General features: G+C 56.4%; 12 protein-coding genes, 5 pseudogenes and 1 CRISPR repeat array. Of the genes and pseudogenes, 12 read left to right on the top strand and 5 right to left on the bottom strand.

What is annotated here, in order from left to right:
* Positions 1–465 precede the first annotated feature (465 nt).
* Positions 466–735 carry a hypothetical protein gene (locus AC0L7P_RS09910; RefSeq protein WP_473432668.1) on the top strand — a complete coding sequence of 90 codons (270 nt, stop codon included), beginning with the start codon at positions 466–468 and terminating at the stop codon, positions 733–735.
* A 359-nt stretch (positions 736–1,094) separates the two neighbouring features.
* Here AC0L7P_RS09910 and AC0L7P_RS09905 read toward each other — a convergent pair.
* A pseudogene (locus tag AC0L7P_RS09905) lies at positions 1,095–1,340 on the bottom strand (transposase); the annotation flags it as partial.
* Between the two features lie 24 nt (positions 1,341–1,364).
* Here AC0L7P_RS09905 and AC0L7P_RS09900 point away from each other — a divergent pair.
* Positions 1,365–2,210, top strand: a pseudogene (locus AC0L7P_RS09900) (IS5 family transposase).
* Between the two features lie 104 nt (positions 2,211–2,314).
* On the opposite strand, the gene AC0L7P_RS09895 reads toward AC0L7P_RS09900, so the two are convergent.
* Positions 2,315–3,064, bottom strand: coding sequence for a DUF5681 domain-containing protein (locus AC0L7P_RS09895; RefSeq protein ID WP_473432667.1), 750 nt, complete (start codon positions 3,062–3,064; stop codon positions 2,315–2,317).
* A complete protein-coding gene (locus AC0L7P_RS09890; protein ID WP_473432666.1) occupies positions 3,061–4,368 on the bottom strand; it encodes a site-specific DNA-methyltransferase in 1,308 nt (435 codons plus the stop codon). Before AC0L7P_RS09890 ends, AC0L7P_RS09895 begins: the two co-directional genes overlap by 4 nt.
* A 130-nt stretch (positions 4,369–4,498) precedes the next feature.
* Here AC0L7P_RS09890 and AC0L7P_RS09885 point away from each other — a divergent pair, with 130 nt between their 5' ends.
* The 9 genes and pseudogenes from AC0L7P_RS09885 (at position 4,499) to cas2 (ending at position 13,591) form a co-directional block, all read left to right on the top strand.
* Positions 4,499–4,828: a helix-turn-helix domain-containing protein gene (locus AC0L7P_RS09885; RefSeq protein WP_473432665.1), complete on the top strand. Its 330-nt coding sequence runs from the start codon at positions 4,499–4,501 to the stop codon at positions 4,826–4,828.
* A gap of 3 nt (positions 4,829–4,831) precedes the next feature.
* Positions 4,832–5,608, top strand: coding sequence for an ImmA/IrrE family metallo-endopeptidase (locus AC0L7P_RS09880; RefSeq protein ID WP_473432664.1), 777 nt, complete (start codon positions 4,832–4,834; stop codon positions 5,606–5,608).
* A gap of 682 nt (positions 5,609–6,290) precedes the next feature.
* On the top strand, positions 6,291–6,605 hold the full coding sequence (locus AC0L7P_RS09875) for a hypothetical protein (protein ID WP_473432663.1): 315 nt from the start codon (positions 6,291–6,293) through the stop codon (positions 6,603–6,605).
* 23 nt (positions 6,606–6,628) lie between these two features.
* Positions 6,629–7,682: pseudogene (locus tag AC0L7P_RS09870) on the top strand (IS5 family transposase).
* 153 nt (positions 7,683–7,835) lie between these two features.
* Positions 7,836–11,033, top strand: coding sequence for a type II CRISPR RNA-guided endonuclease Cas9 (gene cas9, locus AC0L7P_RS09865; protein WP_473432662.1), 3,198 nt, complete (start codon positions 7,836–7,838; stop codon positions 11,031–11,033).
* Positions 10,981–11,691 (top strand): type II CRISPR-associated endonuclease Cas1, encoded by a 711-nt coding sequence (gene cas1 / locus AC0L7P_RS09860; protein ID WP_473432661.1) that lies wholly within the window; start codon positions 10,981–10,983, stop codon positions 11,689–11,691. Before cas9 ends, cas1 begins: the two co-directional genes overlap by 53 nt.
* A gap of 29 nt (positions 11,692–11,720) precedes the next feature.
* Positions 11,721–12,874, top strand: a protein-coding gene (locus AC0L7P_RS09855) for an IS3 family transposase (RefSeq protein ID WP_473432659.1) whose coding sequence is annotated in 2 segments (ribosomal slippage) — positions 11,721–11,970 and positions 11,970–12,874 — 1,155 coding nt in all. Because the reading frame shifts where the segments join, the coding sequence is not laid out codon by codon here.
* 31 nt (positions 12,875–12,905) lie between these two features.
* Positions 12,906–13,250 (top strand): annotated as a pseudogene (locus AC0L7P_RS09850) (CRISPR-associated endonuclease Cas1); the annotation flags it as partial.
* A complete protein-coding gene (cas2, locus tag AC0L7P_RS09845) occupies positions 13,247–13,591 on the top strand; it encodes a CRISPR-associated endonuclease Cas2 (RefSeq protein WP_473432660.1) in 345 nt (114 codons plus the stop codon). The pseudogene AC0L7P_RS09850 and the gene cas2, both read left to right, overlap by 4 nt.
* 73 nt (positions 13,592–13,664) lie before the next feature.
* Positions 13,665–14,822: a CRISPR direct-repeat array (repeat unit 36 nt; unit sequence ATCATAGCTATTCAGAAACCGAGGTCCAGCCGCAAC).
* A 75-nt stretch (positions 14,823–14,897) separates the two neighbouring features.
* Here the strand turns inward: cas2 and AC0L7P_RS09840 are convergent.
* Positions 14,898–16,051, bottom strand: a protein-coding gene (locus tag AC0L7P_RS09840) for an IS3 family transposase (RefSeq protein WP_473432659.1) whose coding sequence is annotated in 2 segments (ribosomal slippage) — positions 14,898–15,802 and positions 15,802–16,051 — 1,155 coding nt in all. Because the reading frame shifts where the segments join, the coding sequence is not laid out codon by codon here.
* Between the two features lie 360 nt (positions 16,052–16,411).
* Positions 16,412–17,463: pseudogene (locus AC0L7P_RS09835) on the bottom strand (IS5 family transposase).
* A gap of 30 nt (positions 17,464–17,493) precedes the next feature.
* Between AC0L7P_RS09835 and AC0L7P_RS09830 the strand changes: the two are divergent.
* On the top strand, positions 17,494–18,096 hold the full coding sequence (locus AC0L7P_RS09830) for an ImmA/IrrE family metallo-endopeptidase (protein WP_473432658.1): 603 nt from the start codon (positions 17,494–17,496) through the stop codon (positions 18,094–18,096).
* The last annotated feature ends 855 nt before the right edge of the window (positions 18,097–18,951 follow it).

Below are 18,951 nucleotides of genomic sequence, written 5' to 3'. Positions count from 1 at the left end.
ACTGAGAGAGTGAACGATAGCGCACGCTTTAGTCATTGCCTCACGACCCCCCACCCAGCGATGTACGCCCCGCAAACGGCGACTGCGGCGCATGATGTACATCGGGAACGACGAAGAAACACTGAAGACTACGACCATCAGTATAACGAGCAGCAGCCTCGAGCGCGCCGCCATGCTGCCGGACTTACTCAATCAGATTCCCCGGGACCATGCACTGCGGCCGGTCGGCTAGGGCCTAACGGGTTGGATCCACGGCGACGTCCTCGCCCCATATTCGCCGCAGGGAGGTATGCAAAGAACTGCCGACGTTAGCGTTGCAATTATTTCCCGGAAGCAGTGGAATACATACTTTAGTTTTAAAATATACATGCTATAGTAATTATCACATACTTTTGACGAAGGCGTCTGGAGCCCCTTTTGCAGAGGTTCTGGGGCAATGACATGCAATTCAAATGAGGTATTACAATGGCTGCAATTGATCGCTTCGAAACTGAAAATTTCATGCATCATGACGTCCCGGTTGCCGATATAGAGCGGGACTCAGCCCCTTTGATCGGCATTGTGTTGGTAGGCGCAATCAGTTCCTTTATTGTCGTTGTGACGGCGCTCCTGATGGGGGCAGGAATCGGAACGTTGGTACTTGTCTATCTTCTGTCCGGCGTATTTGCCATTGCATGTTTGGCCATTCTGTTCGTGCTTCGGTCAGCCATTCTGTGCATCCTCCGGTCGGATTGATGATTGAAGACAAGCGCAGAGTGTTGACTCAACCCGCAGGCCACCTCGATCCTACGTCAACGAAAGCAGATCGGCAAAATCCGACGCCCGCCTTTGCCCTTCATGTAGTTCATTCTGAACAACGACTTCGGGCGGTGATTTACAGTTTCTGATGGTGACCAACGCCCTGCGTGAAGCCATGCGGCAGTGTGATCAGCCAGATGAACTGGCACAAAAAGACCCACAGGTGACGCACCTTAGCATGTCGGTGCCGTAACAGATTAGCGGCTGTTGACGTTCAGGTTTCCCAAATCGGTTGTGTCTCAAGTCTGGTGGAAATTCTCTGGCGTAGTTCTCCGAGCATGTGGATTTGGGCCTGATCAGGCCGCGAGGTCAAGGCTGATCGGGGCGATGGGCTGAGCCAAGGTTTCCCCGCCATCGACTTTTCGCATTTGGATCTGGCCCGATGCCATCAGCGCCCAGAGGAGCATCGGCACGGTTTCAGCACAGGGCAGCACGGTCTGGGTCTTGATGCGGCGGCGGAATTCCTCGTTCAAGCGATCGATGGCATTTGTGGTTCGAGCGGACTTCCACTGCGACGGGTCCAGGGGTGTCCACATCATCAAGGTTGCAAACAGAGGAGAGCAGCCTTGACCCGAAGAGTTTTAACCGGCGCGCAATGGGCCACGATCGAACTGTATTGTCTTGGGAAGGTTGCCGATTCGGGACAGACTGGGCGTGATCCCCGCTTGTTCGTGGAAGCGGCCCTGTGGATCGTCCGCACCGGGGCGCAGTGGCGTGAATTACCGATCGAATTTGGCAAATGGAACAGCGTGTTCAAGCGGTTCCGCAGATGGGTTGGCGCGGCTGTTTTCCATCGGATGTTCAAAGAGTTATCTTCAGACGCCGACTTGGAACACGCGATAATCCCCTCTCATTGATTGCTCCGCAATCAACTGCCGGGCAACGGACGGAATGATCGTGAAGGTCCACCGCTCGGGTCAGGGCGCAAATGGGGGACTCTTTGCCAGGCCATCGGGCGTTCCCGCGGAGGCATAACGACGAAAATTCTGGCCCTGACCGATGCACTCGGCAATCTTGTTGATTTCTGCCTGATGCCCGGACAGGCACATGACTTGCGCGAAACCGATGAGTTGATCCGCAACCTTTCCGCCGGACATCTGCTGGCTGACCGGGCTTTCGACGCGGATTGGCTGCGAAATGACCTGCTGGAACGCGACATCATCCCGGTCATACCGCCGAAATCCAATCGAAAGTTTCCCGCAACCTTCGACAAGGAAACCTACAAATGGCGACACCTGATCGAAAACTACTTCGGCAAGTTGAAGGAAAACAGAGGTATAGCCATGCGCTCATGTAAGACCGACCAGAACTTCAAAGCCTTCATCTCAATTGCCGCAGCGATTATTCAAACCCGGGGAACGTCAACAGCCCCTAATTGCTGCACACACGAAAGATGTTCAAGCATTCATTAAAATGGTCTCTGCGGCGAGGGCAAACACAAGAACCATCCCGGCGCCCGGCGTTTAATATCAATTCCGACCCATCTTTTCGTATCGACGCCGTCAGGGGAATGTCATCAAAGCCCTGCGAAGCCGACGTCCACACCCTCGCTGAATGCCAGCTGTGCAAGCAGTTTACCGATGATATCAAGGACATCCGCGAACTCTTGCTTTTCGTTATTCAGAGCGGCGATACGCTCGGGTCTTCTGGCGCGTTTGAGGGCACGGCGCGTTCTGACAAGCTCGGCTTTAAACATGGCCTCACGCTCCCGCCACAGTTCGACCTGCGCGACTTGGTCTTTCGTGGCGGGCCCCACGATGTGGGCGACGCCCGTGTTCATGTCGATCTTCACTTGGTCTGGATGGGGCAACGGAGCGGGTAGATCGGTGATGCCCAATTTTTCGCGACGATGCAGTTCGCGATCCCATTCAACCTTGTATTCGATTGCGGTGTGCAGCCATTCATCGGCCAGCGCCTTGTTCTGACGTTCGGTGCTGGACAGCAGTTCCGCAAACAGGCGCTGTGCGCGGTGCTGGCCCTTAGCGGCATTCACAGCCATCGACCGGACGACGGCCTGTGCCATCGGGATAGAGATATTGCGATGGCCGTCACGCACGGTGATACTGCGGTAAGCCTCTTGCAGAATTATCCCCTTGAGCCGTTCCTCGTTCAACGCCGGGACCTTGTTTTTCGATCCACGCGGCCGACCCTTCGGATTGCCCGAGCGCCCCGGTACGAACTGGGTATGACTTGGTGGTTTGGCGTAACCGACATCATAATCCGGCTCCTGACGGCGGGCCGGAAGATCAAGCTTGCGATCCGTCACTCTGCGGCCTCCATCTGCTGGGCGCGCGCCGGGGGTGTCCAGCCACAGAGAATCTGCTCGGCGTCGTCCTTGGCGAAGACCTCATAGCGCCTCAGAATCCGATCGCAGTAAACGGTATCCAGTTCGCACAGATAGGCCCGGCGTCCAGTCTTCTCGGCCGCGATCAGGGTCGTTCCGGAACCTGCGAAGATATCGAGGACAATATCACCGCGCCCTGACACGTCGCGAATGGCATCGGCGATCATCTGCACCGGCTTGACCGTGGGATGCAGCGCCAGTTCCTCCATCCGCCCGGCCCGCATGGTGTTGACCCCGCGGTACTGCCAGACATTGGTGCGATAGCGCCCATGCTGACCCAGCTCGAACGTATTGATGTGAGCGGCCGTCCCCTTCTTGAACACGAAGATCAACTCGTGGCGCGAGCGATAGAATGTGCCCATGCCACCATTGTCCTTTGCCCAGACGATCAGGTTCTTCATCTCGTTATAGACCCCCTGCCCCGCCGCCAGCATTTCCGTCATATGGCGCCAATCCATGCACAGAAAATGAATCGAGCCGTCAGCGCTGTGGTTTGCGAGGTTCTGGAATGCCGCCGTGAAAAAATCCGTGAATTCGGCGGACGACATCTCACCCGATGCCATCGCGAACTCCCGGTGCTGGGTCTTGCCGGAATTGCCGACGTGGCCGTCGATCGGCACGTTGTACGGGGGATCCGAGAACACCATGCGGGCGACCGCGCCATCCATGAGGTCCGAAACCACAACAGGATCCAATGCATCACCACAGACCAGACGATGCCGCCCCAGCTGCCAGATGTCGCCGATATGGACCCTTACCGGCGCATCGGCGGGCAACTGGTCATCCTCAGGGTCGCCCAGATCTTCCGGTGCGACGGTTTCCATGAGAGTGTCGATCTCGGGAATGGAAAAGCCGGTCACCCCGATGTCGAATCTGAGGTCATCGCTCATCAGCGCGCCCAGTTCCGCGGCCAGGAGATCCTCGTCCCAGCCTGCGTTCAGCGCTAACTTGTTGTCGGCCAAGACATAGGCCCGCTTCTCTTGTTCGGACATGTGATCAAGCCGCAAACAGGGCACATCCGCCAATCCGAGCAGTTTCGCAGCTTCGACCCGTCCATGACCCGCAAGAATCGTCCGTTTCTCGTCGATCAATATAGGGTTGGTAAATCCAAATACCTCAATGCTGTCAGCGATCTGACGTATCTGCTTCTTCGAATGGCTCCGGGCGTTGCGTGCCCAAGGTGTCAGATCGCGAATTGCGATATGCTCGATATTCTGTCTGGCCATGATGGCCTCCTCTTTTGACCCACCGATGGGATGATATTAATCGGCCGCTTCTGTAAGATATATCTTACGTCTGGTCATCTGTCAAACGAAGGCGTACGCTGGCGTCAGACGCATCGGACAGGAGGCAAGCATGCAGATCGGAGAGAGGTTGTTCAGCCTGCGGCAAAAGAGCGGGGAGTCCCTTCAGGCAGTCGCTGACAAAGTCGGCGTATCAAAGGCCCACGTGTGGGATTTGGAGAAAGGCCGGACCAGCAATCCGTCTTTCGACTTAGTCCGCAAACTGGCAGGACACTACAATGTAAGTATTGCTGTGATTACAGGTGACATGGCTGAACCAAGTTCGCAAAATCTGCAAATCGAACGCATTGATCGCGGCCTTGATTCCCTCTCCGAACGCGACCGGTCGATCGTCGAGCAGATGATCAAGTCGATGGCGCAGAAGACACCCGGCCAGGACTAGACTTTGCAACTTGATCGCATCGAACTCGCAGACATTCATGCCCCGAAACGTTTGGCAAACGCCATTCACGCTCAACTGGGCCCGGTCGAGACAGCAATTCCAGTGGCTGAGATCGCTTTGGCACTGGGCGTCTCCAACGTAAAAGTGGATAAATTCGACGGCTTCGAGGGAATGCTGCTGACGGATCGTGTCCGCAGTCAGGGTATCATTCTGGCCAACGCCTCAAAAGGACACTATCGAGCACGGTTCACCGTTGCCCATGAACTTGGCCATTTTCTGATGGAACGACACCAATTGTCCGATACGACGGGCTTCCGGTGTTTGACGGGCGACATGAGAGAGTCCCGTGAGGGGCGCCAACATCTTCTTCAGGAAACACAGGCGAACACGTTTGCTATCGAATTGCTGGCACCCGGTTCGATGGTGGATCATCTATTGCGCAACGAACCTGATCTACGAGATGCACAGCGCTTGCGCAATTTACTCGATATCAGTCTCGAGGCCGCGGTTCGGCGGATGATAGAGCGCCGCATTGATTTGATAGCCGCAATCTGGTCCTTCAAAGGCCGTATACGATATGCTGTGAGGGGGGCGGCTTTCCCTTCATCACGTGCAAGACAGGCACGAAGTTCTCACAATCGACCGCCGCCTTTCGTGCCATCGCAACAGGAACTCGCGGATTTACGTCAGTCGTCGAAACCCCTGCCACTGCGTGGACATCAAATCCGGACCTGGAACTGTACGAACAGACAAAGCTGGCCGACAGCGGACACGCAGTGACCCTGCTTTGGGCAAAGCTTCCTGACGACGACAAAGCGCAGTGTCCAAGCGAACTTGGTCGGCCAACCTTTCGATAAGGTTGCCGCTCATTGCCACGGTCCCTGCTTTTGCTGAAAACTTCCCTGTTCTTCCGTGATCGTTCCCTGTTCGGTGCGAGAAGATTCCCTGTTCTTCGATAACAGGGGACTCTCACCTAACCATCTGTATTAATTAAATTATAGACGTCAAAAATAGGAGATTTCGGACCGTTTGGATCAGAAAATGCCGGATTTCCCTGATAATTCCCTGTAGACCGTCTTCAGAAAGTCCAGACCCGATAGCCCGGGACTGGCCGCACAGCCAGTTTTTCTGAATTATCGTTTTAGATCAAGCAGCCCGCCTTATTGGCTGGGATGATCTGAAGTTTTGCGGCGCAGGTGTTTGCACAGATGTTTACACAAGTGTTCACACAAAAAGCCTCCCGAGGCGCCTTGGGACCAAAATTTCCCTCCTGAACAGTGACCAGAATCGAGGTCACTATGGACAGATTTTTTTACCTTACCAGACGGCGAGAAACGTGGTTTTATCGCCGTCGCCTGCCTGGTTTGTCCACAGAAAAACGCCCGGTGATGCTGTCCTTAGGGACGACAGATCGCAAATTGGCCCTTAAATCCTGTCAAAGCTCACCGCGCACATGGACCAAATGCTGGACAACGATCTTCATATGACACTGCCCGAAACGGAGGTCGCCACCTTTTTCAAGGCCGAGCTACGCCGTATCCTGCGCGACCTTAGGGTTGAACGCATGGTCGAGCATGTCGACGGGCCCATGACAGCATGCAAGGCCCGCCAAAATCATCTGAAAGCAACCATTCTGTCCAGCATGGCCGAAGATGGCCTGTCTAAAGAGATGCCGCAGACGAGGCTGGCGCAAATTGATCCGTCCCTGCGCGATGAAGCACTGTCTTTGCACCGGGCGTTGTTGCAGAACTCAGACTGCCAAGGATTCACAACGTGAATCCATGCGGTTAGACGGGGTGGATGAACAAGCCAACACCCGCCCGCTACCGCACCACGAACTGGTCTGACTACAACGCTGCGCTCAGAAAGCGCGGATCGCTGCTGATCTGGGTGGACAAGGAGATGGCCTGGGCTCGCACCGCATGAGGGGCGCCTCGGGCGCCCGCCGGTCTTTTCGAACGCGGCGATCCAAGTCTGCCTGTCGATCAAGGTGCTGTTCAAGCTGCCGCTGAGACAGACCGCGGGAATGGTCGCCAGCCTCTTGCGACTGGCCGGGCTGGACTGGCCAGTCCCTGACTATTCTACCTTGTGCCGGAGGCAGAAGACCTTGGCCGTCCAAATCCCCTACCGCCGTGCCGACGGGCCGCTCAACCTGCTCGTCCCCTCTCGTGACATCACTGCGTGATGCACTGCCGGGCAGTGGACAGCACCGGGATCAAGTTCCTCGGCGATGGTGAGTGGCAGGTTCGCAAGCACGGGGTGCAGGGCCGACGGCGAGCCATGTCGCGCCATCGGTCCGAGCGACGATGGCGAGCGGCGCAAGGTCCATCTGGCCATGGATACTGCCACGTCCGACATCCGCGCCGTCGAATTCACTCCCAGCCGCGACGGCGACAGCCCAGTGCTGCCAGACCTGCTCGACCAGATCCCGGAGGGCGAACCGATCGGCACTGTAACCGCCCCCTCTCGGCCGATTGCTCCGCAATCGCCTGCCGGGCAATGGACGGGGCCTATGACACGCGCCGTTGCCATTCCGCCATCATCGAGCGAGATGCCGTTCCGATCATTCCGATCCGCAAGAACGGGCGGGAGTGGAAAGAAGACTGCCCGGCAGCAAGGTCTCGAAACGAGACCCTGCGAGCCCACCCGGCACTATGGCAGGGCGTTCTGGAAACGCTAGACTGGATACCACGCCCGCAGCCGGATCGAGGCAAAGATGCGCTGCCTCAAGGCATTCGGCGAACGCATCGCCGCACGAGATCCCGACCGACAGACCGCCGAAATCCACATCCGCATCGCCCTCATGAACCGCTTCAACGCCCTCGGTACCGCCGAGATCGTTCGCGTCGCATGACGTCAGTGGGGAAAGGGGAGGTCACGCCTCAAGCGTGAATGCTGCAACAACGCCCCCTACATCGCACCCCCTTGGACTTTCAGGCAACAATAACGTTCGACACAGGGACACACTCGCGACAATATCGCCCAGTATTATTTAAAGGATTTTCCCATGCTTCGTCTCGGCCTTGATATTGGCAGCAATTCCATCGGATGGTGGATATATGAAATTGCACAGGGCCGACCCGTCGCGGTTATTGATGGCGGTGTGCGAATATTCTCCAGTGGGCGGGATGCTAAAACCGGCGCATCACTGGCAGTGGATCGGCGCAATGCACGGGCGATGCGTCGGCGGCGGGATCGTTATTTGCAACGCCGCGCAACGTTAATGAAACGGCTGGCCGCCGCCGGTTTAATGCCCAGCAATCCGGAACTGGCCAACGCACTGACATCGCTAGATCCGTTCGCTTTGCGCGCTCAAGGGTTGGATCAGGCGCTACCGCTCACCCATTTGGGCCGCGCCTTTTTTCATATTAATCAGCGCCGGGGATTCAAATCCAACCGCAAGACCGATCGCGGCGATAATGAGGGTGGGAAGATCAAAGACGGCACCGCCCGGCTGGATATGGCGATGCTGGCGGCGAATGCCCGCACCTATGGTGAGTTTTTGCACAAACGCCGCGCCTCAGCTCAAAGTCTGCGTAAAATTCCGGCAGTGCGTACGCGCCTTACCCTGCGACTAGATGAATCCTCCCGCAAGTCCGAGCCGGGCTATGATTTCTACCCAGACCGCCGCCATCTGGAGGATGAGCTTCACGCGCTTTGGGATGCCCAAGAACCGCATCATCCGGTTCTGACCGAGACATTGCGCGACCAGTTGTTTGAAACCATTTTTTATCAGCGCCCATTGAAGGCGCCCAAGGTCGGCCGTTGTTCTTTCTACCCCGAAGATCGTCTGCCCAAAGCACATCCACTGACTCAGCAGCGTGTTTTATATGAAACAGTGAATAACCTGCGCATAACGGCCAATGGACGCGCAGCCAGAGCTTTGACCCTGGAGCAGCGCGATCAACTCATCACCCTGTTAAATGCCAAAGAGCCGTTAAAATCACCGGGTGGCACCAAACTGACCTTGGTGGCCTTGGCCAAGGCACTAAAGCTGAAAGACGAACGCTTCACATTAGAGACTGCGACGCGCGATGCAATCGCCTGCGACCCGGTACGCGCCAGCCTTGCGCATAAGGGCCGTTTTGGTTCGCGTTGGTCTATGCTAAGCTGGGAGCAACAATGGGAAGTGATCCAGCGCCGCCAGAACGCCGAAAGCGAGCAGGAGGCGCACGATTTGATTGACTGGCTCGTGGCAACATATCAGCTGCCTCTAGACAATGCCAAAGCCACCGCAGATGCCCCATTGCCCGAAGGATACGCCCGTCTTGGCATGACGGCGACCAAGGCGCTTTTGGCCGTGCTGAAATCCGACGTGCTGACCTATGACAAAGCGGTTGCGGCTATTGGGCTGCATCACTCAGATCAGCGCACGGGCGTGGTGCTGGATAAGCTTCCATATTACGGCCAAGTCCTAGAAAGCCACGTCATTCCCGGCACTTTAAATCCTGAACATGATGATATAACGCGCTATGGCCGCATCACAAACCCAACGGTGCATATCGGGCTCAACCAGATACGGCGGTTAATAAACAAGATTATCGAAGTTCACGGCAAACCCGAAGAAATCGTTGTGGAGCTGGCCCGCGAGCTGAAACAAAGCGCCGATCAAAAAGCCGAGACCGAACGCAGGATCAAGAAAAACACCGCTGCTGCCATTCAGCGCGGTGAAAAGCTGATTGAACTGCGGCAAGTCAATAATGGCGCAAACCGTGCGGTTTTGCGGATATGGGAAGAGATGAACCCCGATCCTATGAAACGGTTTTGTCCTTACACAGGTACGCTTATTTCACCTTCTATGCTGTTTGATGGCAGCTGCGACATCGACCATATCCTGCCTTATTCTCGCACGCTCGATGATGGGAACGCAAATAAAACACTATGCATGAAAGAAGCAAACCGGCTTAAACGCAATAAATCTCCGTCTGAAGCGGCGCATGATGGTATGGATATCTGGGCGTTGCAGGGCGAAAACCTGAAACACATTCCTACCAACAAAGCTTGGCGTTTTGCCCCCGACGCCATGACAAAATTCGAAGGAGAACGCGATTTTCTTGATCGCGCTTTAGTAGACACCCAATACCTTTCACGCATCGCCCGTGAATACCTGGACAAGCTGTATGATGGCGACGATGAAAAAAGCCACGTCTGGGTTGTTCCCGGTCGCCTGACAGAAATGCTCAGACGACACTGGGGGCTGAATAGACTGCTCCATGACGACCAGCGCGATGTCAACAAAGCCAAAAACCGTATGGATCACCGTCATCACGCGCTGGATGCTGCGGTGATTGCCGCCACTGATCGCAGCCTTATCCAAAGAATGGCTAATCAGTCAAAACGCGATGCTGGGCAGGGTCTTGATGACCTTGCTTCGCGCGTGCTGCCCCCATGGGAAGGGTTTCGTGACGCCGTAAAGGCTCAAATAAACCACATGACCGTCAGCCACCGTGCGGATCATGGAACACTCTCGCCCTCAATACGTGCTATGGGCAAGGATAGCACGACGGGCCGGCTACATAACGCCACAGCCTATGGCCTTACAGGGCAATCGCTAAAAGATGTGCCGCTGGTTGTGACGCGCAAACCCCTTGACGGCTTGACCCCCGCAATGATTGGTAAGCTGCGCGATGCCCCGCTGGCAGAAGCGCTAAGACAGGCCACCAAAGGCAAGGATGGCAAAGAGTTTCAAACCGCCCTGCAGCGATTTGCCGCCCAACCCGGCCCCTATCAGGGTATTCGCCGCGTCAGGATCATCGAACCGGTAGATATTATTGAAATAAAAGACAATAAAGGCGTATCTTACAAAGGCTACAAAGGCGACAGTAATCAACGCTATGAGGTGTGGCAAATGCCCGATGGGAGCCACAAACACGTTGTCATCTCGACCTTTGATGCACATAGGGACGTTGATCATCGCCCCCACCCGGCCGCCAAAAGGCTGATGCGCCTGCATAAAAATGACATGGTGCGATTAGAGGAAAGCAAATTTGGTCCTGTGACCGTGACTGTTGAGAAATTTAACGTCAATGGTCAGGTGTCTATGGTTGCCCACAATCAGGGAAATCCAGATCAACGCTATCGCAAGGACAAGGAAGACCTCTATATCCGTATGCAAGCCTCAGCGTTGATAAAAAGCGGCGCACGGCGCATCCATGTTGATGAAATGGGCCGCATCAAAGACCCTGGCCCACCTAAAAAAGCCTGAAATCCGCCCCAATCGTCCAATACAATATCCAATAAGGAACGTACTGGATGCTGTTTTGGATCAGGTTGTTGATATCACACAGGATGGCCGTCACCTTTCGCGAGATCGTGGCTTTCTGAAAGTTGAGGAAGGCGGCCAAACTATTGGCCGCGTCCCTCTCGATCAGATTGCCGCTGTGATCGTCCACGCTCATGGTGTGACTTGGACCAATTCCATTCTAGTCGAACTCGCTGAACGCGGAGCGCCTGTTGTGCTTTGCGCAGCCAATCATCAACCCCGTGGGGTGTTGATGCCACTTGAAGGACACCATGCACAAGGTGCTAGGATGCGGGCACAATGGGCCGCGCCCGAGCCATTGCGTAAGCAGGCTTGGAAGCAGGTCGTCATCGCCAAGATCAAGATGCAAGCGGGGGCATTGGCCGCTGTCGGCCAGCCCCATGCGCCGCTTGATTACTTGGCACGCTCTGTGCAATCAGGCGACAGGAGCAACACCGAAGCGCAAGCCGCACGTCTCTATTGGCCCATGTTCATGGGACCCGATTTTCGGCGCGACCCAAACCGTAATGATGTAAATGGATTGCTTAACTACGGTTATACCGTTTTGCGTGCGGTCACTGCCCGTGACCTGCCCCCCGGAAGTTCCCTCAATCTGATGTAGAGTCTGCCCAACCTGAAGGAGCAGACGAGATGAGGAAAAGCCGTTTTACCGATGCGCAGATAATCGGGATGATCAAAGAGCAGGAGGCTGGTTTGCCAACCGCTGATCTGTGCCGGAAGCATGGCCTGAGCCCTGCGACGTTCTACAAGCTGAAGGCCAAGTATGGCGGGATGGATTTGTCCGATGCTAAGCGGCTGAAGCAGCTCGAGGATGAGAACGCGAAGCTGAAACGCCTAGTGGCAGATGTCATGCTGGACAATGTTGTGCTGAAGGATCTCCTGGGAAAGCCCTGACGACGCCGATGCAACGGCGGGACGCAGCGCTGCGGGCGATGCGGGATCATCCGATCTCTCAACGCCGGGTCTGCGTCCTGATCGGTGTCGATCCCAAGACCGTGCGGCGCGAAAGATCGCCCGATAATCCGGAGGTCCGCCTGGAAATGAACAAGATTGCTGAGAAACGGCGCCGGTTCGGTTACCGGCGCATTGGCGTCCTGCTGGAGCGCGTGGGCATGATTATGAACGAAAAGAAACTTTACCGAATTTACCGGGAAGAGGGTCTGTCAGTGCGCCGCCGTAGAGGCCGGAAACGGGCGCGAGGCAGCCGCACACCGATGCCAGTGCCATTGCGCCCGAACCAGCGCTGGTCCTTGGACTTCCTGTCCGACACCTTCGGAGCCTGTCGCAAATTCCGCATCCTGGCTGTGAACGACGATTGCTGCCGCGAAAACCTATGCCTGGTCCCGGACACGAGCATCTCCGGGGCCAGGGTCGCACGGGAGTTGGATGCGCTGGTCCGGATCTATGGGAGGCCCGCCTGCATTGTCTCGGACAATGGCACCGAGTTTACCAGCAAAGCGATCCTGAAATGGGCAAACGACAACAAGGTCGAGTGGCATTACATCGATCCCGGCAAGCCGCAGCAGAACGGCTACATCGAGTCATTCAACGGCAGCCTCCGCGATGAATGCCTGAACGAAGAGATCTTCGACACCTTGGCAGATGCCCGCCGAACGCTGGCCCTCTGGCGCTACGATTACAACAACGTCAGGCCACACTCATCGCTCGGCAACAAGACCCCAGCAGAAGCGCGCCGGGCGCTTGACCTACATGATGGCACCGCGCCCGGCGCGCTTGCCACACCCGAAATCGACGACTATCAAACCCAAGGACTCTCGTTATGAATGAGGGACGACCGGGGGGCAGGTCACCCGCTCTATCGTCGCGTCAGGACTTAATCCGACCATAGGTATTTTTCACAGCAACCGTAGCAACGCCTTTGCTCTTGCCGATGACCTTATGGAGCCTTTCCGCCCCTTGGTCGACCTGACGGCACGCGCGATCATGGCTCAATCCGGGCCTGACGTTACATCGGCAGCTAAACAGTCTTTGACCCGCCTCATCTCTTTCGATCTGACACTGAATGGTGAGACCAGCCCCGTTTCCGTCGCGATATCGCGCCTCACGACATCGCTGGCCCAAAGCTTTGAAAACCAAAAGCTGGCATTGGCGCTGCCCGAGCCCCCTCCCCCCGACTTTCTAACGGCCCTTACACCATGAATGTGCCGATCACTCACCTCAGTGGATATAGGCTTATGTGGATTCTTGTCATGTTCGATTTGCCAACGGAAACCAAGCCGCAACGCAAAGCGGCGAGCGATTTCCGGAACTTCTTACTGGATCAAGGGTATGAGCGTTCACAATTCTCAGCTTACACCCGCTTCGCAAATGGGAAAGAAGCAGTGATAACCCGGATAAATCAAATAGAACGGGCTCTACCAGCTTGGGGGGATGTGCAAATACTCAACTTCACAGACCGCCAATTCCGCGATATAGTTCATTTCTCCGATCAAGGTCGCCGTAGCCCCAGAAAAAACCCAGAGCAGTTGGCGTTGTTTTGACCATGATTCGCACAGTTTTCAAAAATGGTGAGCCGGTAAAAATCGGCCAAAACAAAGCTCTACCAGTCCATCTATCATAGCTATTCAGAAACCGAGGTCCAGCCGCAACAAAGGCGAGAAGTAATGCTTCAAGGTGTCTATCATAGCTATTCAGAAACCGAGGTCCAGCCGCAACTCAAGACCGGAGTGACTTCTTCCAGCCAACATCATAGCTATTCAGAAACCGAGGTCCAGCCGCAACCGTCGCACGGAATCGCACAACAGCGCCGGGATCATAGCTATTCAGAAACCGAGGTCCAGCCGCAACCATTTCAGCAAGCGCGCAATCGTCATGCGTATCATAGCTATTCAGAAACCGAGGTCCAGCCGCAACTGAACCGCAGCTTCGTCCATATCGCGGTTTATCATAGCTATTCAGAAACCGAGGTCCAGCCGCAACCGCAGCGCGGACCTTGGGTGTGTTCACGCCATCATAGCTATTCAGAAACCGAGGTCCAGCCGCAACCGACAGCAAGTACGCTTATCCTGTTGCTTCATCATAGCTATTCAGAAACCGAGGTCCAGCCGCAACCCGGTGGAGCGGCCGCCTACGTCCCCAAAGATCATAGCTATTCAGAAACCGAGGTCCAGCCGCAACAGAGCGGTTCGCCGCCTGAGCGCCCACGGAATCATAGCTATTCAGAAACCGAGGTCCAGCCGCAACGAAAGCCTGCAAGGTGAGGACGTGCAATTCATCATAGCTATTCAGAAACCGAGGTCCAGCCGCAACTTTGCGTGGTCTGTGATCTTTTTAATGAGGATCATAGCTATTCAGAAACCGAGGTCCAGCCGCAACGGTTCGGCAACGGGGCCGTTTGGGGCGCAGATCATAGCTATTCAGAAACCGAGGTCCAGCCGCAACCTAAATAATGAGGTGACATTTGTCCCATCTGATCATAGCTATTCAGAAACCGAGGTCCAGCCGCAACTGGCGCGAACGCATCGCAACAGAGTTGCGGATCATAGCTATTCAGAAACCGAGGTCCAGCCGCAACCGCGCATACTTCCAATCCGTGACGTTCACAATCATAGCTATTCAGAAACCGAGGTCCAGCCGCAACCGTGCCGTTTGGTTTCAGGGTTCAGAGAAATCATAGCTATTCAGAAACCGAGGTCCAGCCGCAACTGTCCTGCCCGGTGTGTGGCCATGGGCGCGATCATAGCTATTCAGAAACCGAGGTCCAGCCGCAACTGCTGTCCGTCGCTGGCCCTTGTTTCCAAGATCATAGCTATTCAGAAACTGACCTGCCCCCCGGTCGTCCCTCATTCATAACGAGAGTCCTTGGGTTTGATAGTCGTCGATTTCGGGTGTGGCAAGCGCGCCGGGCGCGGTGCCATCATGTAGGTCAAGCGCCCGGCGCGCTTCTGCTGGGGTCTTGTTGCCGAGCGATGAGTGTGGCCTGACGTTGTTGTAATCGTAGCGCCAGAGGGCCAGCGTTCGGCGGGCATCTGCCAAGGTGTCGAAGATCTCTTCGTTCAGGCATTCATCGCGGAGGCTGCCGTTGAATGACTCGATGTAGCCGTTCTGCTGCGGCTTGCCGGGATCGATGTAATGCCACTCGACCTTGTTGTCGTTTGCCCATTTCAGGATCGCTTTGCTGGTAAACTCGGTGCCATTGTCCGAGACAATGCAGGCGGGCCTCCCATAGATCCGGACCAGCGCATCCAACTCCCGTGCGACCCTGGCCCCGGAGATGCTCGTGTCCGGGACCAGGCATAGGTTTTCGCGGCAGCAATCGTCGTTCACAGCCAGGATGCGGAATTTGCGACAGGCTCCGAAGGTGTCGGACAGGAAGTCCAAGGACCAGCGCTGGTTCGGGCGCAATGGCACTGGCATCGGTGTGCGGCTGCCTCGCGCCCGTTTCCGGCCTCTACGGCGGCGCACTGACAGACCCTCTTCCCGGTAAATTCGGTAAAGTTTCTTTTCGTTCATAATCATGCCCACGCGCTCCAGCAGGACGCCAATGCGCCGGTAACCGAACCGGCGCCGTTTCTCAGCAATCTTGTTCATTTCCAGGCGGACCTCCGGATTATCGGGCGATCTTTCGCGCCGCACGGTCTTGGGATCGACACCGATCAGGACGCAGACCCGGCGTTGAGAGATCGGATGATCCCGCATCGCCCGCAGCGCTGCGTCCCGCCGTTGCATCGGCGTCGTCAGGGCTTTCCCAGGAGATCCTTCAGCACAACATTGTCCAGCATGACATCTGCCACTAGGCGTTTCAGCTTCGCGTTCTCATCCTCGAGCTGCTTCAGCCGCTTAGCATCGGACAAATCCATCCCGCCATACTTGGCCTTCAGCTTGTAGAACGTCGCAGGGCTCAGGCCATGCTTCCGGCACAGATCAGCGGTTGGCAAACCAGCCTCCTGCTCTTTGATCATCCCGATTATCTGCGCATCGGTAAAACGGCTTTTCCTCATCTCGTCTGCTCCTTCAGGTTGGGCAGACTCTACATCAGATTGAGGGAACTTCCGGGGGGCAGGTCAGATTGAGTGTTCGCTTGCGCGTCTCGGGGATCATAGCTATTCAGAAACCGAGGTCCAGCCGCAACTTTGCCATTATCCGGTGCATGAATACCTTGATCATAGCTATTCAGAAACCGAGGTCCAGCCGCAACTCCAGAAGGCTTGCATCCAGTACCAGCGGGATCATAGCTATTCAGAAACCGAGGTGCAGCCGCAACCGCGGCCTCGCGCATGGCCGCTGCCGCCTCGATCATAGCTATTGGCGTTGTTGCAGAATTCACGCTTGAGGCGTGACCTCCCCTTTCCCCACTGACGTCATGCGACGCGAACGATCTCGGCGGTACCGAGGGCGTTGAAGCGGTTCATGAGGGCGATGCGGATGTGGATTTCGGCGGTCTGTCGGTCGGGATCTCGTGCGGCGATGCGTTCGCCGAATGCCTTGAGGCAGCGCATCTTTGCCTCGATCCGGCTGCGGGCGTGGTATCCAGTCCAGCGTTTCCAGAACGCCCTGCCATAGTGCCGGGTGGGCTCGCAGGGTCTCGTTTCGAGACCTTGCTGCCGGGCAGTCTTCTTTCCACTCCCGCCCGTTCTTGCGGATCGGAATGATCGGAACGGCATCTCGCTCGATGATGGCGGAATGGCAACGGCGCGTGTCATAGGCCCCGTCCATTGCCCGGCAGGCGATTGCGGAGCAATCGGCCGAGAGGGGCGGTTACAGTGCCGATCGGTTCGCCCTCCGGGATCTGGTCGAGCAGGTCTGGCAGCACTGGGCTGTCGCCGTCGCGGCTGGGAGTGAATTCGACGGCGCGGATGTCGGACGTGGCAGTATCCATGGCCAGATGGACCTTGCGCCGCTCGCCATCGTCGCTCGGACCGATGGCGCGACATGGCTCGCCGTCGGCCCTGCACCCCGTGCTTGCGAACCTGCCACTCACCATCGCCGAGGAACTTGATCCCGGTGCTGTCCACTGCCCGGCAGTGCATCACGCAGTGATGTCACGAGAGGGGACGAGCAGGTTGAGCGGCCCGTCGGCACGGCGGTAGGGGATTTGGACGGCCAAGGTCTTCTGCCTCCGGCACAAGGTAGAATAGTCAGGGACTGGCCAGTCCAGCCCGGCCAGTCGCAAGAGGCTGGCGACCATTCCCGCGGTCTGTCTCAGCGGCAGCTTGAACAGCACCTTGATCGACAGGCAGACTTGGATCGCCGCGTTCGAAAAGACCGGCGGGCGCCCGAGGCGCCCCTCATGCGGTGCGAGCCAGGCCATCTCCTTGTCCACCCAGATCAGCAGCGATCCGCGCTTTCTGAGCGCAGCGTTGTAGTCAGACCAGTTCGTGGTGCGGTAGCGGGCGGGTGTTGGCTTGTTCATCCACCCCGTCCAACCGCATGGATTCACGTTGTGAATCCTTGGCAGTCTGAGTTCTGCAACAACGCCGCCAACGCCTCAAAAGGACACTATCGAGCACGGTTCACCGTTGCCCATGAACTTGGCCATTTTCTGATGGAACGACACCAATTGTCCGATACGACGGGCTTCCGGTGTTTGACGGGCGACATGAGAGAGTCCCGTGAGGGGCGCCAACATCTTCTTCAGGAAACACAGGCGAACACGTTTGCTATCGAATTGCTGGCACCCGGTTCGATGGTGGATCATCTATTGCGCAACGAACCTGATCTACGAGATGCACAGCGCTTGCGCAATTTACTCGATATCAGTCTCGAGGCCGCGGTTCGGCGGATGATAGAGCGCCGCATTGATTTGATAGCCGCAATCTGGTCCTTCAAAGGCCGTATACGATATGCTGTGAGGGGGGCGGCTTTCCCTTCATCACGTGCAAGACAGGCACGAAGTTCTCACAATCGACCGCCGCCTTTCGTGCCATCGCAACAGGAACTCGCGGATTTACGTCAGTCGTCGAAACCCCTGCCACTGCGTGGACATCAAATCCGGACCTGGAACTGTACGAACAGACAAAGCTGGCCGACAGCGGACACGCAGTGACCCTGCTTTGGGCAAAGCTTCCTGACGACGACAAAGCGCAGTGTCCAAGCGAACTTGGTCGGCCAACCTTTCGATAAGGTTGCCGCTCATTGCCACGGTCCCTGCTTTTGCTGAAAACTTCCCTGTTCTTCCGTGATCGTTCCCTGTTCGGTGCGAGAAGATTCCTGTTCTTCGATAACAGGGGACTCTCACCTAACCATCTGTATTAATTAAATTATAGACGTCAAAAATAGGAGATTTCGGACCGTTTGGATCAGAAAATGCCGGATTTCCCTGATAATTCCCTGTAGACCGTCTTCAGAAAGTCCAGACCCGATAGCCCGGGACTGGCCGCACAGCCAGTTTTTCTGAATTATCGTTTGAACTCAGTGCCTACAGCAAGTTAGCTGGGGTGATCTGAGGATTTGGTCGCACAGGTGGTGACACGCGCCGCGCCGTGACCACCGCGCAACCGCCGCGTCGCCCGCCCGGAAGAACCGGTTCAAAGTGCTGGTCCCGGAAAGTCTGGCGGAGGACGGATTGCGCCAGGATTTCCCGAGTGCCCGCATCGAGGGTCTTGCGCCGGTCGAGCGCTGGCATGCGCATTGCCGGTTTCAACCTCCGATCCGCACGCCGGGCAGATTTTCGTTGGGCGACAGACTTCGAGAGGATCGGATGGCAGAAGCCTTCCATGTTGCTTGCGCTTGCGAGAGCCGGACGTAGCGCGTTTCAGATTGCGGGGCGGCTTGGTTATGGAAAAACAAGGCGTCATCGGTCGCGCGATCAAGATGTCCGGCGGAACCCGCCTGACCGCGTTCAAAACCTTGCTGGCCACTGGCTGACGGTTTATGACCGCGACGGGGGCGCCAGTGAACG

The organism is Oceaniglobus sp. K40-3, from assembly GCF_055808395.1.
This window is presented reverse-complemented; position numbering and strand designations above follow the sequence as displayed.